Genomic DNA, 17,107 nt, shown 5'->3' with positions numbered 1-17,107 from the left:
GTTCTGTCATCCTGAGTGCAGCGAAGGACCTTATCATGCCAGAACGACAATCGCCACAACGATTCGTTCAACTGGCATAAGGTCCTTCGCTGCACTCAGGATGACAGAACGAAAAACTCACCATTTCACCACCTCATCATCTCACCTTTAGCTCACCACCTCATACAGCATCACTGGCTGCGCCTTGTTCTTCAGGCTGACTTCCTGCAAGGGCTGGCAATGAAAGGACTCTTTCACCTGCTGATAGGTAGCCTCCGTAATGATGATTTGACCGGGCTGGGCTGCCGATTGCAGGCGCTGGCTGGTGTTCACGGTGTCGCCAATAACGGTGTAGTCGAGGCGTTTGAGGGAAGCCGAGCCGATGTTGCCGGACACCATTTCGCCGGTGTTCACGCCAATGCTCACTTGAGGTCGGTAGATGCGGCCGTCGGGGAGAGCAAACTCGTTGGCCTGTACTACGGCACGCGCCGCCAGCGCCGCGTCGATGGCGCGGTCGAGGTGGAACTCGTCGCGGAACACGGCCATCACGGCGTCGCCCATAAACTTGTCGATGTAGCCGCCCTGCGCAATCACCTCCTTCACCATCTGGTCGAAGTAGGTGTTGAGCATGGTCACGATATCAGCCGGAGGTAGCACTTCGGATAGGGAAGTGAAGCCGCAGATGTCAATAAAAACCACCGTGGCGTCCACCGTCTCACTCACCATCAGCGACTTCTCAAAATCGGGTCTGCCCATGAAGCTGAGTACCGTGCCATCCACGTACATCCGCAGGATGTTGTTTTCCTGGATGGCGCGTAACGTCTCGCGCATCTGCCGCACCTGCTGCGCGGTCTTCTCCACGGTCAACTCCAAGTCATTGAAATCGACGGGTTTGCAGATGAAGTCGAAGGCCCCGCGGTTCATGGCCAGCCGAATATTTTCCATGTCGCCGTAGGCCGATACGATAACGGCTTTGGCCACCGGGTTGGCTTCGGGGAGCTTGCCCAGCAGCGTCAGCCCGTCCATCACCGGCATGTTGATGTCGCTAAGGATAATGTCCATATCCGGGTGCTCCCGGATGCAGTCTAGGGCCTCTTGGCCGTTGCTGGCAAACACAAACTCATAAACGTTTTCCCGGATTTTGCGCCGGAATTTCTGCTTAATGAGTAGCTCCAGATCGGCCTCGTCGTCTACTACCAGTATTTTAGTTTTCATGGCTCGCTAGCACAGTCAGTTTCTCTTTCAGCGCGGCAAAGTCTACGGGCTTGGTCAGGAAGTCGTTGGCGCCCAGCTGCATAGCTTGTTGCCGACTGGTGTCATCGCCGTAAGCCGTTATCATCATTACTTGCGGCGGGGTAGGGGGCGGGGCAGGGTAGGCCTGCTTGATGTGGCGCAGCAGCTCCAGCCCGCTCATGCCGGGCATGTTGATATCCGATAAAATCAAGACAACCTCCGAGGCGTGGTCGTGCAGGTAGGTTAGTGCTTCCTCACCCGAGTAGGCAAAGGAAAACGTGAACAACCCGCTGCGGATTTCGCGCCGGAAGCGCTGCTCGAACAGCACGCGCACATCCGTTTCATCGTCTACTACCAGTATTTTCATCACAAACAAAGCTATCTATAATATGAGCTGTTAGCTAATGGCTGCTAGCTGTTAAGCTGGTTCAAAAAATCAACCAGGCAGCGTGATAATAAACTCTGTGCCCTCACCTTCCTCGGTTTCCACCATCAGGGTGCCGTCGTGGCCTTTTGTAATGATGTCGTAGCTCAACGACAAACCCAACCCGGTGCCTTCGCCGGTGGGCTTGGTAGTGAAAAACGGCTGAAAAATCTTGTCCTTCACGCTCTCCGGTATGCCCGTGCCGTTGTCGCGCACCCGAATCTCTACCTCTCCCGACGAGCGGTGCAGCGTGTTGACGCTCACGGTAGGCACGTAGCCGGGCGTGTTACCGTCCTTTTGCTTTTTCTGCACGGCGTAGAACGCGTTGGTAAACAGATTGAGCAGTACCCGCCCCAAATCCTGCGATACAGCGCTGATTTTTCCCAGCGACGGGTCAAAAAACGTGGTAATAGTGGCGTTGAAGGTCTTGTCTTTGGCGCGCAAGCCGTGGTAGGCCAGGCGCAGGTATTCGTCGGCCAGCTTGTTGAGGTCGGTGGGCTGCCGCTCACCGTTGTTGGCGCGGGAATGCTCCAGCATGGCCCGCACAATGCTGGCGGCCCGTTGCCCGTGGTGGGTGATTTTCTGCAGGTTCTGCTTGAGGTCGGTTAGGATTTCGGCTTCCAGCTCTGGGTCGCGGTCAGGCTTTTGCTGTTCCTCTTCCAGTTCCGTGAGCAGCTCGGCACTCACGTCGGAGAAGTTGGTCACGAAATTCAGCGGGTTCTGAATCTCGTGGGCAATACCAGCTGTGAGTTCCCCCAAGCTCGCCATCTTTTCGCTCTGAATTAGCTGGTTCTGTGTGATGCGTAGCTCCGTGAGGGCGTAGCGCAACTCCTCGGCCTGCTGTGTGAGGGTAGCGGTGCGCTCGGCCACCAAGCGCTCTAGTTCCACATTTTGCGCTGAGATGCGCTGCTTGGCCTTCTCTTCTTCCTCGCGCAGTAGTCGGTCTTTTTCCAACTGGTTTTTCTGATTGCGGGCAATCAGGGCAAACGTGAACAGCCAGATGAAAGTGAAGGCCTGGGCCACCTCAAAGCTGTCGTCATACTCCTTCAAGACAGCTGGCGCCGCCAGCGCCAGCGCTAGTTCAAAGGCCGAATACACGACGAAGGGTAGGGCAGCCAGCAGCAGCAACCGCGCCGGCCGGTACGTGCGCAGGCGCAGCAGCACCCAAATACCCACCCCAAACACAAAGAGCAAATACAGCTCATCCAGCTGATCGGACTTCCAGCTAACGAGCGAAGAAAGCCCGAACAGCGCCACACCCGGCACCCAGATATAGTCTAGTAGCCGATTGACGCGGGGTAGGCGGGTGGGCAAATCCAAAAACTTCCGCACAACACGCACCAGCCCCACGGCTATTAAAATACTGAAAAAGATAGTCGTGTTGACATTCATAGATCGGCAGAAAAGCAAGCGTAACGGCAGGAAATCAGGCAGAGCGTGTCACGGGTGTGGGCAACTATGGGCTAGCCTCCTTCTCTTTTTTCGTGCCCCAGCCTTTGGGCAGCGGCAGCGTGAAAACGATAACTGGGTTACTCGTGCGCAGCTGCCGGGGGGCAGTCAGGGTTTTCAGCTTGTCTTTCTGCTTGGAGAATAAGGTGCTGGCATAATCACTTATCGTAGCTATGGCGGTAGGAACCGTCACGCGTACTACCAGTTCCTGCTGTTCTTTCGGAGGTGGCGGTGCAGGATGAGGGGCACTTTGCGCCTGGCTGCCGCGGGCTGCCACCAAAAGCCCAGTAAGCAGAAGAAGTATGCGAAAGGCGGCCATAGGGAGTGGATTAGCGCCTTAAATATGCCACGAATAAAAGAGGATACCCAATCCGGTAGAGAAAGACGCCACGACACACGCTTTCAGTGCGTGGTGGCTCATAACTACGCTACCTGTTGTAGAATTTGAATGATTAACCGCTTGCTTCTGGCAGCAAGTGCCAATGCGTTTGTCTTATTATGAGAAAGTCACGCTTTATATTTTTCTTATAAAACTGGATTTATAGAATACCGATGGGTAGCCATAGGTCTTCATTCGTTCTTTGTCATAGGTTGTATTAGTCGTATATCGATTTGATTTTTTGAACAATTGGCCGAATAAATTATGCATTATTAAAATTTATGCAGTTTTTTGTATTTTAGTCTTATATAAATAAATAAAGTATCCCATAACCTAACTATAAATTGATTTTAAGTTAGGTTTACTCTCAAATTTGGAAGAGCAGTTTTCAGGTGGATGAGATGGATGAGATAATACAATCACTCGCTGACGCCCAGTATGTGCAACAGCTGTTTGAATACACTGCTACCCGGTGCGCAACGCAAGTGGCCTTGGTAGCAGAGGGCAAGCAGTTTACCTATGCGCAACTAGATGCCGCTGCCACGCAGTTGAGTTACCAAATCCGGCAACAGGCGGGCTCGGCTGCTTTAGTTAGCATTAGCAGTACTCGCGGCCCCGAGATGATATTAGGGGTGCTTGCTATTCTGAAAGCCGGCAAAGCCTACCTCCCACTCGACCCTACCTTCTCGCCACAGCGACTGCAAAAGATTATACTGAGCTCCGGCCTCACACATTGCCTGGCACCCGCCAACGAGACTAGCCTATTCAGCAGCTTGGGCTTGCAGGTGCTGTTGGATAAGGCTGCCGAGCACACTCCCAATGCTGCCATGCAGCCAGGAACGCTGGCGTATGTGCTCTATACTTCCGGCTCTACGGGCGAGCCCAAAGGCGTGAGCATGGGCCACCATGCCCTTGTAAATCTGCTGCACTGGCAGCGCCGGCATTCCCGTGCCGGCAGCGGCACACGCACGCTGCAATTTGCCCCGCTAGGCTTCGATGTGTCGTTTCAGGAAATCCTGGCTACGCTCACCACTGGGGGCGTACTGGTACTCATTAACGACGAGCTACGGCTGGACTTCGAGCAACTGCTGGCGTTCATTGCCGAGCAGCGCATCAACCGGCTGTTCCTACCCTTTGTGGCCCTGCAATACCTGGCCGAAACTGCCGTGCACACGCAGCAGTTTCCCGTCGATTTGCAGGAAATCATGACCGCGGGAGAGCAGTTGAAACGCACCCCGCAACTGGTTGCTTTTTTCGAGGCCCTACCCGGCTGCGTGCTCTACAACCAGTACGGCCCCACGGAATGCCATGTGGTAACGGAGCTGCCGCTCACCGGTCCGCCCGCTGCGTGGCCGGCGCTGCCCACTATTGGTAGGCCCATCGACAACGTGCAGATTCTGATTGTAGACGAAGCCTTGCAGCCATTGCCGGCTGGCGAAATCGGTGAAATCTGCGCGGCGGGCGCCTGCCTGGCCGAAGGCTACCTGCATCAGCCTGCTCTGACGGCCGAAAAGTTTGTGGAATACACCGACGCGGCTGGCCAGCCGGCGCGCCTCTACCGCACCGGCGACCTGGGCCGCTACCTGCCCGACGGCACCATCGAATTTCTGGGCCGCCGCGACGACCAGGTGAAAATCCGCGGGCACCGCATTGAGCTGGGTGAGGTGGAGGTAGCGCTGAACAGCCTCAGCGGCGTGCAACAAGCGGTGGTGGTAGCGCGCGAAACGGCCGGAGGCTACAAGCAGCTCGTTGCCTACCTTGTAGCAGCCGGTCCCGATGAGCCTACTGCCGCCGTGCGCGCTGCCCTGGAGCAGCAACTACCCGACTACATGGTGCCCGCGGCCTTTGTGTGGCTAAAGGAGCTACCCCGCACCACCAGCGGCAAAGTAGACAAGAAAGCCCTGCCTGCGCCCAGTAGCGAGCGACCGGCGCTGGCCGCCCTGTACCGCAAGCCCACCACGCCCGCCGAGAAGAACATTGCCGCCACCTGGAGCGAGCTGCTGCGCATTGAGCCCATTGGCGCCGATGATAATTTCTTCGAGCTGGGTGGCAACTCTCTGCTGGCGCAAAAGACGGTGGTGTTGCTGCGCCAGCGCTTTCAGTATCAGGTGCCGATTACGCGGCTGTATCAACACCCTACGGCCGCCAGCCTCAACCAGTACCTCGCTGGGCAGCATAGCGCCGCGCCCTTAGCTGCCACTTCACCCAACATGCCGCCCGCTGCCACCACTCAGTCCGACGTAGCCGTGATTGGGATGGCCGGGCGCTTTCCGGGCGCCGGCACCATAGCCGAGCTGTGGAAGGTGCTGCGGGAGGGTAGAGAAACAATTCAATTCTTCACAGCCGAGGAGCTGGACGCCAGCATCTCAGCCGAGACGCGGCACGACCCTGCCTATGTGCGGGCGCGGGGCATCATGGAGGAGCCCGGCCAGTTCGACGCGGCTTTCTTCGGTATTTCGCCCAAGCTGGCGCAGGTGATGGACCCGCAGCAACGGCTGTTTCTGGAAATTGCCTGGGAGGCGCTGGAGCAAGCCGGCTATCCGCCCGCTGCGCATGGTGCCAGGGTAGGCGTATATGCGGGGGTAGGCAACAATACCTACTTGCTGCACAACGTGCTCAGCAACAGCAAGGTGGTAGAGCAGGTAGGTAGCTTTCAGGTGATGACGGCCAATGAGAAAGACTACGTCGCCTCGCGCACCGCCTACCAGCTTAACCTGCAAGGCCCGGCCGTGAGTGTGCACTCGGCCTGCTCTACTTCGCTGCTAGCCATTGCCGAGGCGGTGCAGAGCATCCGGGCGGGGCAGTGCGAGCTGGCGTTGGCCGGCGGCGCCAGCATCACGTCGCCTACCCGCAGCGGGCACCGCTACCAGGAGGGCGCTATGCTCAGCCCCGATGGCCACTGTCGCTCCTTCGATGCGCAGGGGCAGGGCACGGTGTTCAGCGACGGGGCCGGCGTGGTATTGATGAAAAGCCTGGCAGCCGCCCACCGCGACGGCGACACTATTTACGCCGTCATCAAAGGCATTGGGGTCAACAACGATGGGTCGGCCAAAGGCAGCTTCACGGCCCCCAACGCCGAGGGACAGGCTCACGCCATTCGGACAGCCTTGCACGATGCTGGCGTAGCGCCTGCTACCATCAGTTATATAGAGGCGCACGGTACCGCTACCCCCCTCGGCGACCCGATTGAGCTGGAAGGCTTGTCGATGGCTTTCGGAGAGCAGGCCCAAAACCAGTTCTGTGCGCTGGGCTCCATCAAAAGCAACATGGGGCACCTGACGGCGGCAGCCGGCGTGGCGGGTTTTATCAAAACGGCGCTGGCCCTGCACCATCGGCAACTGCCGCCTTCGCTGCACTTCGAGCAGGCCAACCCGAGTATTGATTTCGCCAACAGTCCTTTCTTCGTGAATACCACGCTTCGGGACTGGACTACCCCAACTGTGCGACGGGCGGGCATCAGCTCGTTTGGGGTAGGGGGCACCAATGTGCACGTGGTAGTAGAGGAAGCACCCTTGCCGGAACTGCTACCCACTACTGCCCGCCCAGTACACCTGCTGACGTGGTCGGCTAAAACCACCACCAGCCGCGAGAACTACGCGTCGCGCCTGGCCGAATACCTGGACCAAAATAGCGCGGAAGCGTTGGCCGATGTGGCCTACACGCTGCAAACTGCCCGCACCGACTTTGCGCAGCGGCGCTTTGTGGTAGCCTCTACCCCAGCCGAAGCCCGTATGGCGCTGCAAGCCGCGAGCAAGGTAGGGCAGGCCAATACGCTGCAAGCGGTGCCCAGCGAAATGGTTTTCCTATTTCCGGGTCAAGGGGCACAATACCTGGGCATGGGCCAGACGCTCTACGCCGAAGAACCCGCCTACCGCCAAGCAGTAGACGAATGCGCCGCTTTGCTGCTGCCTTATCTGGAGCTGGACATCCGCACGGTGCTGTATGCCGAGCCCAGCGCCGCGGCCGAAGCGCAGTTGCGCCAGACGCGCTACACCCAGCCTGCCCTGTTCGTGACGGAGTATGCGCTGGCCCGGCTCTGGATGAGCTGGGGCATGGTGCCCTCCGTGTTGTGCGGCCATAGCATCGGCGAGTTTGTAGCGGCGCACCTGGCGGGCGTGTTTTCCCTGGCCGATGCGCTGCGGCTGGTGGCCGTGCGCGGGCAGTTGGTGGGCGCGTTGCCTGGCGGTAGTATGCTGGCCGTGCGCCACGGTGCAGCAGAGGTAGAAAGTCTGCTACCCGACACGCTGTCGATGGCTGCCGTGAATAGCCATACTTTGTGTGTGGTGGCCGGGCCAGAGGTAGCCATTGCGGCCTTTGCGGAAACGCTGGCGGCCCGCCAGATTCCGTGCCGTCCGCTGGCTACCAGCCACGCCTTTCACTCGGCCATAATGGAGCCAGCCGTGGCCGATTTTCAGCAAGTGGTATCCACGGTAACCCTGCACCGGCCGCAAAAACCAGTGGTATCCACCGTAAGCGGCACCTGGCTGACCGACGCCCAGGCCACTGACCCTACCTATTGGGCCACGCACCTACGCCTGCCCGTACAGTTTGCCAATGCGCTGGATACGCTGCTAGCGCTGGATAATCCGTTGCTGCTGGAGGTAGGCCCCGGCAGCACCGCCGCCACGCTGGCTCGTCAGCAGGCCGGCTCTCGTGCCGTGGTGGCCTTGCCAGGGCTACCGCCTACCCAAGGCAGCCAAACCGACGTGCACGCCCTGCTCCACACCCTGGGGCAACTCTGGTTGCACGGTGCCACACCCGACTGGGCCGCATTCTATGCCGGCCAGAACCGACGCAAAGTGCCGTTGCCTACCTACGTCTTCGACCGACAATTATACTGGCTGGAGCCTCCCCTTGTGGCACTGGTTGCCGCCGAGCCACTAGTGGCTCCTGCGCCTACCCCAGTTGCTACCAGGGTGGCACCCACTGCTTCTTTACCTGCTCAGCCTATGCGACTACCTATACTCCTGCAAAAAATTGCCGATATCCTGGAAGACGCTTCCGGTATTGAGATGAGTGGTACCACGCCCGACCAGACCTTTCTGGAAATCGGGCTCGACTCGTTGCTGCTCACGCAAGTGGCCCTCACGCTGCGCAAGGAATTCGACCTGCCGATTACCTTCCGACAGCTCAACGAATCCTACGCTACCCCCGCCGCTCTAGCCGCCTACCTCGATCAGGCGTTGCCTAGCGGGCGCTACCAGCCGGTGGCGGTGCCAGCGCCGGCTACAACACCTGCATCCATACCCCTTGCGCCGATGCTGGCCCCCGTTGCGGCCTCCGTACCAATGACGGCGCCCGTAGCAGTAGCTGGCCCCGATTCAGCATTGGGGCTGATATCTCAGCAGCTGCAACTACTGGCCCGGCAGATTGCCTTGCTGCAAGGCACCCCCGAGCCACCAGTAGCAACACCTGCATCAGTGGTCCCACTAGCACCGGCAGCACCAGTACCCGCGCCTGCTGTATCTGCGTCGGCTACGGCCGTAGCAACGGCCGTAGCCGAGCTAACGCCGGAGGAGCAGGCAGAGCTGAAAAAACCGTTTGGCGCCACCGCCCGCATCGAGCGGCAGGCTACCGAGCTTAGCCAGCCGCAGCAACACTTTCTGCACCAACTCACGCAGCGCTACAATCAAAAAACGGCCGGCAGCAAAGCCTACGCCCAGCAGCACCGCGCCCACATGGCCGACCCCCGCGTGGTATCCGGCTTTCGGCCGCTGACCAAAGAGCTGGTCTACCCCTTGGTGGTGAACAAATCGAAGGGTAGCCGGCTGTGGGACATCGATGGCAACGAGTACATCGACGTGCTCAACGGCTTCGGCTCCACCATGCTCGGCTACCAGCCCGACAACATCAAGCAGGTGTTGCACGAGCAGTTGGAGCGCGGCTACGAAATAGGCCCACAGCACGCGCTGGCCGGCGAGGTCAGCCAGTTGATTTGCGAGTTCACCGGCTTTGACCGGGCTGCTCTGTGCAACACCGGCTCTGAGGCCGTGCTGGGCGCCATGCGCATTGCGCGTACCGTTACGGGCCGCTCGCTTATTGTAGCCTTCTCGGGCTCCTACCACGGTATTGCCGACGAAGTGCTGGTGCGTGGTACCAAGAAGCTGAAGTCGTTTCCGGCGGCGCCCGGTATTATGCCGGAGGCCGTACAGAACATGCTGATTCTGGACTATGGCACCGAGGAAAGCCTGCGCATCATCCGGGAGCGGGCCCACGAGCTGGCCGCAGTGCTGGTAGAGCCCGTGCAGAGCCGCCGGCCCGAGTTTCGGCCCATCGCCTTCCTGCGAGAGGTGCGCGCCATTACAGCCGCCGCCGATGTAGCACTGATATTCGACGAAGTGATTACCGGTTTCCGGATGCACCCCGGCGGCGCGCAGGCGCTGTTCGGCATCAAAGCCGACCTGGCTACCTATGGCAAGGTGGTGGGCGGCGGCCTACCCATTGGAGCCATTGCGGGCCGTAAGGAGCTGATGGATGCGCTGGACGGTGGCTTCTGGCAGTACGGCGACGACTCATTCCCGGCTGTAGGCGTTACCTATTTCGCCGGTACGTTCGTGCGTCATCCGCTGGCGCTGGCGGCCGCTAAGGAGTCGTTGCGCTACATGAAAGAGCAAGGCCCTGCGCTGCAACAAAGCCTCACGGCTAAAACGGAGCACCTGGCGGAGGCGTTGAATCCTGAGCTGGAGCGCCGGCAGCTACCTTTCTTCGTGGCGCACTTTGGCTCGCTCTGGAAGATAAAGTTCAAAGAAGAGGTGCCGTACGGCGAGTTGCTGTTTACCCTACTACGCGAAAAAGGCGTGCATATCTGGGACGGTTTCCCCTGCTTTATGACAGAAGCGCACACCACGGACGAGGTAGACCGTGTGGTAGCGCTTTGCCTGAGTAGCATTGATGAGCTGGTAGCAGCGGGCTTCCTACCTGCCAGCCCAGACCACGCCACGGCGCCTGCCCCGGCCGGCACCACGCGGGCGCTCAACCAGCCCCCGGTGCCCGGCGCCCGCCTGGGCCGCGACCAGGCAGGCAACCCCGCCTGGTTCATAACCGATCCGGAACAGCCCGACCATTACCTGCAAATCAACTTAAACTGATTTTCGATGGTGCAAATTTCTACTGTTGTTGCTCCCGCCAAGTCTGTTTCCGAAGCTCCCGCGTTCGATCCATTCGCGGGGCCGGAAATGGTGCGGGTAGTACCCATCACGGAGTCGCAAGCGGAAATCTGGACTGCTTGCGTGGTAGGCGGCGACGACGCCAGCCGTGCTTACAACGAGTCGGTATCCTTGCGGCTCACGGGCGTGCTCGATCGGGTAGCGTTGCGCCAGGCGCTGGCGCAGCTGGTGCGGCGACACGAGGCGTTGCGGTCGGCTTTTAGCGCCGATGGCCAGTATATGTGCGTGTTCCGGGAGTTGCCCATTGAGCTGTCCTTTCAGAACATTGCGCATCACACTGCCGCCGAACAGGCCGAGCTAGTAGCAGCCTACGTGCGACAGGATGCCCGCCACCTGTTCAATCTGCTGCATGGGCCTTTGCTGAGGGCCGGGCTGCTTCAGCTAGCCCCCACGGCCTATGAACTGGTGCTCACGGCCCACCACATCATCTGCGATGGGTGGTCGCTGGGAATTTTGTTGCAGGAGCTGGGGCAGCTGTACTCCGCCAACGTACAAGGTCTGTTTCCGGATTTGCCCGCCGCTCCGCTGTTCAGTGATTATGCCGATGAGCAACTGCTATTCAACCGCAGTGCGGCGTACCAGGCCGTAGAATCCTATTGGCTAGGGCAGTATACCGACGCGGTACCCGCCGTGACGCTGCCAGCCGATGCGCCCCGCCCCGCCGTGCGCACCTACAAAAGCAGCCGCGCCGACTACCCCCTGGCGCCAGACGTGGTAGCCGGGCTAAAAGCCCTGGGCCAGCGCCACGGGTGCAGCTTCGTCACCACACTGCTGGCCACCTTTGAAGTGTGGCTTCACCGCCAGACGGGCCAGCAAGACCTGGTAGTGGGGCTACCTACTGCCGGGCAGTCGTTGCTGGAAAAGCAAAACCTGATTGGACACTGCGTAAACCTGCTGCCGCTCCGCAGTCGGCCTACCCCCACCGCCCGTTTCACCGACTACCTTCAACAGCGCAAAACAGCCCTGTTCGACGCCTACGAGCAGCAGCAGCTCACCTTTGGCGGTCTGCTCAAAAAGCTCAGCCTTCCGCGCAATCCGGGGCGCATACCGCTGGTACCGGTCATGTTCAATGTGGATATGGGCATGGCCAACGGTGTGCAGTTTCAGGGCCTTACCTACACGCTGCACAGCAACCCCCGTGAGTACGAGGCGTTTGAGTTGTTTCTGAATATCAGTGGTACCGAGCAGGCCCTAGTGCTGGAGTGGTCGTACAACACCACGCTGTTTGAGGTGGCCACCATTGCCCGCATGATGACGGAGTTTGAAGAGCTGGCGCGTGCCATCGTTCAGAATCCTGCCATGCGCTTAGGCAAGCCGGTGTCCACTACCACTGTGTCAGACGCAGCCTACCGGCAACTGAATGCCACTGCGCAACCCTACCCCGGCGAGGCTACGCTGTTTCAATTGATTGCCGCGCAGGCGCGGGCTACGCCCCGGCAAACGGCTATTCGCTTTGGCGCTACCGAAATGTCGTATGCAGCGCTGCTGCGCCGGGCCGAACAGGTAGCTGGCTACCTCACTGCCCGCGGAGTAGGCATCGGCGACGTGGTAGGCCTAGCTGTGGAACGCTCGCCCGAGTTGCTGGTTGCCCTGCTGGCTATTATGCGGTGCGGTGCCACCTACGTGCCGCTCGATGTGGCCTACCCCTCGGAGCGGTTGGCGTTTATGCTGACGGACTCCGCAGCGGCCTTTGTGCTGACGGCGGGTAGCGTTACGCTGGATTTTCAGACCCCGGCCACGGTGTTGCGCCTGGAGGATGCCGGCACCAGCCTGATGCCGTTGCCCACCCTGCACCTGACCAGCGACGCACTACTGTATATTCTTTACACCTCCGGCTCTACCGGCCGGCCTAAAGGAGTAGCCGTTACGCACCGCAACGTGGTCAACTTCCTGCGCAGCATGCAGCAGCAGCCGGGCATCACGGCCGCCGATACGTTGCTGGCACTCACCACCATCTCCTTTGATATTGCAGGGCTGGAATTATTTCTGCCGCTCATCAGCGGCGCTACCATCCTGCTGGCAGACACCGAAACCGCCCGCGACGGCCGGGCGCTGCTCCAGCTCATGCAAACGGCTAGCGTTACGCTCATGCAGGCTACGCCCGCCACTTGGCGCATGGTACTGGAGGCCGGTTGGGAGCAGCCCCTACCCCTTACAGCCTTGTGTGGAGGCGAAGCGCTGCTGCCCGAATTGGCTACCCGCCTGGCAGGTAAGTGTCAGGCAGTCTGGAATATGTATGGCCCTACGGAAACTACCATCTGGTCGTCGGTGCAGCAGGTAACTGGCACGGAAGAGGTCATCACCATTGGAAAGCCCATTGCCAACACGCAGTTCTACGTGCTGGATGAGCAACAGCAAGTGGTGCCTGCCGGGGAGGTAGGCGAGCTGTGCATTGCCGGCCACGGTGTGGCCCGCGGCTACTGGCGCCGCCCCGATCTAACGGCTGAGCGCTTCCTCCCAAATCCGTTCGGCGCTACTCCCGATGCGCTTTTATACCGTACCGGTGACCTGGGTCGCCTGCTGCCCAGCGGAGAGCTACAGTGTCTGGGCCGTCTGGATCAGCAGGTGAAAATCCGGGGCTACCGCATCGAGTTGGGCGAGATTGAACAACTGCTTCTTTCCTGCCCCGATGTGCAGGCTGCTGCCGTACTAGCCCAGGGCTCGCGCCCCGGCGACGAGCGGCTGGTGGCCTACTTGGTGCCCAAAGATGCACAAGGCAGCCTCCGTGCTTCGGCTGCGCAACTCGCTACTTGGAAGCAGCTATTGGCCGCTCGCCTGCCCGCCTACATGGTCCCCGATGCGTACGTGACGCTGCCCGCCCTACCCCTGACGCTCAACAGCAAAGTAGACCGTAAGGCCCTGGCGTTACTCGCTCCCGAATCGCCGGGTCTACCGGCGCCTACGGCCCCTCGCACGGCCATGGAGCAGCGCATTGCCGATATCTGGAAAACCTGCCTGGGAATGGATCAGGTCGATATTTTTGCTGATTTTTTCGCGCTGGGCGGGCACTCGCTGCTGGCCGTGCGCGTCATGGCCTGCATCGAAAAGGAAATCGGTCAGCGCCTGCCCCTAGCTACTCTCTTCGAGCACTCTACCATAGAGAAGCTGGCGCGGTTGCTGGAACACGATAGTCAATTCATCACCTGGGATTCGCTGGTGCCCATCAAGCCGCAGGGCTCCAAGACGCCGCTCTACCTTGTGCACGGCGCCGGCCTGAACGTGCTGCTGTACCAGGCCATGAGTCGCTACATGGACCCTGAGCAGCCCATCTATGGTCTGCAGGCCTGTGGCCTCAATGGGGAAGAGAAGCCGCTGGAAACCATTGAGGATATAGCAGCGCACTACGTCAACTCCATCGAAAAAACGAACCCGAACGGGCCCTACGCCCTGGCTGGCTATTCTTTTGGGGGTATCATCGCCTATGAGATGGCGCGCCAGCTGCTGGCCCGCGGCAAGCAGGTACAGTTTCTGGGCCTGTTTGACACCTACGCACACGAAGGAGAAATACCCGCTTCGCAGGCGGCAAGGGTAGTGCGTACTCTAAAGCTGTTCACCATGAAGTGGCTATATTTCCTGGTACTGCTAAAAAATAGCCCCCGTACTACCATCCGCTACAAAGTGATGTCGCTACGAGACAGCTGGCAGAAACTAACCAAACGCAAGCAGGAAGAAACAAAAGCAGCTGCCGCAGTAGGCAGCGCCAACAATAGAGCGTATTACGCCTACAAGCTGACACCCGAAAACATCAAAATCGATTTGTTCCGGGTGAAGGAGAAAACGCACTACATGGAAGACTTCGAGTTCCTAGGCTGGAAACCCTACGCGCAACAGGGCATTCGCATTCACGAGGTAGAGAGTGACCACAATTACCTGTTCTCTCCCCCACACGACAAGTCACTGGCAGCTACCCTGCAAGCCGCACTAGATAATAGTATTAAATAGCTGTTTATCATTAGGATAGAATAGACTTGCGTATGCTTATAAGCAGCTTTTTATAGTGATGTATGCCGACAGAGGCTTGCTCTATTTCTATCAACTGCACAACTATTGCCCACGCGGAGTGGCAACGTGCGGTGCAGCTGCCGCCCGTAGCTGCGCCCATGGTGTTCAGGGTACAGGTAGCTGACTATGCTGAAGTAGCCGGCTGTCTAGGGAAATACGTGCAAGCAGGTGAGCAACGACGGGCGGCGGGGTATTATCACGCCAGGCATGCCGAGCGGTTTTTGCTTGGGCGTGCTACCCTGCGCTTGGTGCTGGGCAATCTGATGGGGAGGCCCGCAGAAATGGTAGAATTAGCTACTAGTCAAGCCGGCAAGCTGTACTGCGCCAACGCGCCAGAGTGGCATCTTTCTATTTCGTACGACGATGCGTGGCTGATAGTAGCTATTGCCCGAGCAGAGGTAGGGGTAGATATCGAAAAAATAAAGCCGGAGTTTGCGTACGGCGATGTAGCAGCAAGCTGCTTTTCTGAACCAGAGCAGCAGTATGTTGCTGCTGCCAAAGACCCGGCCGTGGCTTTCTTTCAGTCCTGGACCCGCAAGGAAGCAATGGCAAAGGCGCTGGGCACAGGTATCGATGACTACTTCGGTGGTCTACCCGCTTTAGACGGTATGCACACCGTGCCGCAGGCGCAAACGCAGCGGTATGCCAGTTGGGTGCTGGCTAGCTTCATAGTCGACGCGCAACACTTGGGCGCACTAGCCTACCCTGCAACTGTCACAGCAATGAGGCCTGTTTTTTATCATCTACAGCCGCTATGGTATCAGACAATACTAGGCAATTAGGAAGGTGAAATCAAACACCGGGCAACAAAAAGCCCCGCCGGCACAGAGGCCAGCGGGGCTTTTTTGTTGTGTGTAATGCGGTAGGGCTATAGTGCCTGCGATACTGCACGGAAGGCATTCACGCGGCCGTGGCCGTAGGCGGCGTCGCGGCCGGGCTTGCCCAGGTCGTCAGCCGAAGCGCGCAGAACTGCTTTCACGCGGGCAGGGTCCATTTGGCCGCCGTTTTTGCCAATGATGAGGGCGGCTACCCCAGTAGCATGCGGAGCAGCCATGCTGGTGCCCGCCATCCAGGTATAGCCACCATTCTTGGCCGTGCTCAGCACCATATCGAGGGCCCATACGTACTGGCGCACCCCTTTGAAGACCACTATCTCACTGCCGGGGTAGGCGAAGTCGCCGCCAGGAGCTGCAAAATCGATGGCCGACGTGCCGTAATTGGAGTACGAAGCCAACCGGTCCAGATTCGTTGTGAGCGGATTCAGCGCCCAGCCCATGGGGCCAGTGGCCGAAATCGAGATAACGCCCGTGGCATCGGCCGGAATGTGTACCAGTGACTGATCTTTGTTGCCATTGTTGGCATCGTTGCCCGCCGATGCAATGATGGTAACGCCCTGCTTGGCAGCGTAGCTGGTTACCTTGCTGATGGCTACCAGCAACTCCTGCGTGCCTTTGGCATCGTGCTCGATAAAGTCATCCGATGGATCGTTTGGTGTGCCGTTGTCATTCAGGAACTTGCCATTGCGCAGGAAGGCCGCACCCAGGCTCAGATTGATGACTTTTGCGTTGTTCTGCACCGCATACACAATGCCGCTCATCATCCAGGAAAACGAGCCTGATCCGCTGTCACGCAGTACTTTAACTAGCAGAAGCTTGGACTTAGGTGCCACGCCAATAACGCCAATGTTGTTGTCGGCCGCGGCAATAGTACCAGCCGTGTGGGTGCCGTGGCTGGAGCCTGCGCCCCGAAACTGAGCATCTTCGCCGGGCACAAACGACACGCTACCTACAATGTTGGGCTGCAAATCGGGGTGGGTCAGGTCGAAGCCGCTGTCTAGGTCAGCTACCACTACGCCTTCGCCTTGTGCGCCCGTGTTCCAGGCTTGCGGTGCCTGAATGGCCGTGTGGCCCCATTGCAGCGGGAAGTAGGGGTTGCTGTCACCGGTGCTGGGCGGGTTCACGTTGTTGGCAGCTACATCGGCCGAGCGCTCCTTTTGTGGATCGAAAGCCTGGTAGGTGAAGTCGCGCACCACAGAGCGTACGCCGGTAATTTTGGAAGCCTTGGCGGCGAATTGTGGGTCATCGGAGGTAGCAACGGCAATGCCTGCCTCGCTAAGCAGCGAGGTGACGGTGCCATTGGCCGATTTAGCCCGAGCAGTAATGTCGCTAGGCAATTGGTCGCCGGAGGCAATGATAATGTACCGTTTAGAGTCTAGCGTAACGGTAGGACCATCTTGCGTGGCTTGTTGGGCAGAAGTAGCACTGAAATCTTCGGTAGGCGTCAGGTCTTCTTTCGCGCAGCCAAACGTAAAAAGCAAGCCTAAGCTGAATAGAGGAAGGATTTTTTGGGTAAGAGGTTTGGTATACATGAAAGGAAGTAAGAGTGGATGAATGGCTTTGTAACTGTCTGTTAACAAGCAGTTACAAAGCCCAATAGCGCCAATTTCTTCCTGTATACCTAATTAATCAACGAAAA

Annotated in this window: 8 protein-coding genes; 3 read left to right on the top strand and 5 right to left on the bottom strand. The window is 58.9% G+C overall.

The annotated features are described in order from the left end of the window. Positions 1-147: 147 nt before the first annotated feature. The 4 genes from H8B15_RS14315 to H8B15_RS14300 all read right to left on the bottom strand — a co-directional run bounded on the left by H8B15_RS14315 (position 148) and on the right by H8B15_RS14300 (position 3,404). Complete coding sequence (locus H8B15_RS14315) at positions 148-1,194, bottom strand: adenylate/guanylate cyclase domain-containing protein (protein ID WP_187320354.1); 1,047 nt, start codon at positions 1,192-1,194, stop codon at positions 148-150. After that, positions 1,184-1,579: a response regulator gene (locus H8B15_RS14310; RefSeq protein WP_187320353.1), complete on the bottom strand. Its 396-nt coding sequence runs from the start codon at positions 1,577-1,579 to the stop codon at positions 1,184-1,186. Before H8B15_RS14310 ends, H8B15_RS14315 begins: the two co-directional genes overlap by 11 nt. A 69-nt stretch (positions 1,580-1,648) precedes the next feature. After that, the gene (locus tag H8B15_RS14305) at positions 1,649-3,028 is read right to left on the bottom strand and encodes a sensor histidine kinase (protein ID WP_187320352.1); all 1,380 of its coding nucleotides are present in this window, start codon (positions 3,026-3,028) and stop codon (positions 1,649-1,651) included. Positions 3,029-3,092: 64 nt separating this feature from the next. Then, positions 3,093-3,404: a hypothetical protein gene (locus H8B15_RS14300; protein WP_187320351.1), complete on the bottom strand. Its 312-nt coding sequence runs from the start codon at positions 3,402-3,404 to the stop codon at positions 3,093-3,095. Positions 3,405-3,904: 500 nt separating this feature from the next. On the opposite strand from H8B15_RS14300, the gene H8B15_RS14295 reads away from it, so the two are divergent. The 3 genes from H8B15_RS14295 to H8B15_RS14285 all read left to right on the top strand — a co-directional run bounded on the left by H8B15_RS14295 (position 3,905) and on the right by H8B15_RS14285 (position 15,414). Next, the gene (locus H8B15_RS14295) at positions 3,905-10,552 is read left to right on the top strand and encodes an amino acid adenylation domain-containing protein (protein WP_343069164.1); all 6,648 of its coding nucleotides are present in this window, start codon (positions 3,905-3,907) and stop codon (positions 10,550-10,552) included. Positions 10,553-10,558: 6 nt separating this feature from the next. After that, positions 10,559-14,572 carry a non-ribosomal peptide synthetase gene (locus H8B15_RS14290; RefSeq protein WP_187320349.1) on the top strand — a complete coding sequence of 1,338 codons (4,014 nt, stop codon included), beginning with the start codon at positions 10,559-10,561 and terminating at the stop codon, positions 14,570-14,572. 62 nt (positions 14,573-14,634) lie between these two features. Beyond that, positions 14,635-15,414 (top strand): 4'-phosphopantetheinyl transferase family protein, encoded by a 780-nt coding sequence (locus tag H8B15_RS14285; protein WP_187320348.1) that lies wholly within the window; start codon positions 14,635-14,637, stop codon positions 15,412-15,414. An 86-nt stretch (positions 15,415-15,500) separates the two neighbouring features. Here H8B15_RS14285 and H8B15_RS14280 read toward each other — a convergent pair whose 3' ends face one another. After that, positions 15,501-17,000, bottom strand: coding sequence for a S8 family peptidase (locus H8B15_RS14280; RefSeq protein ID WP_187320347.1), 1,500 nt, complete (start codon positions 16,998-17,000; stop codon positions 15,501-15,503). Positions 17,001-17,107: the final 107 nt, after the last annotated feature.

The organism is Hymenobacter citatus, from assembly GCF_014333615.1.
GTDB lineage: Bacteria > Bacteroidota > Bacteroidia > Cytophagales > Hymenobacteraceae > Hymenobacter > Hymenobacter citatus.
Note: the sequence above shows the minus strand (reverse complement) of the source record. Positions and strands in the feature narration are given on the sequence as shown.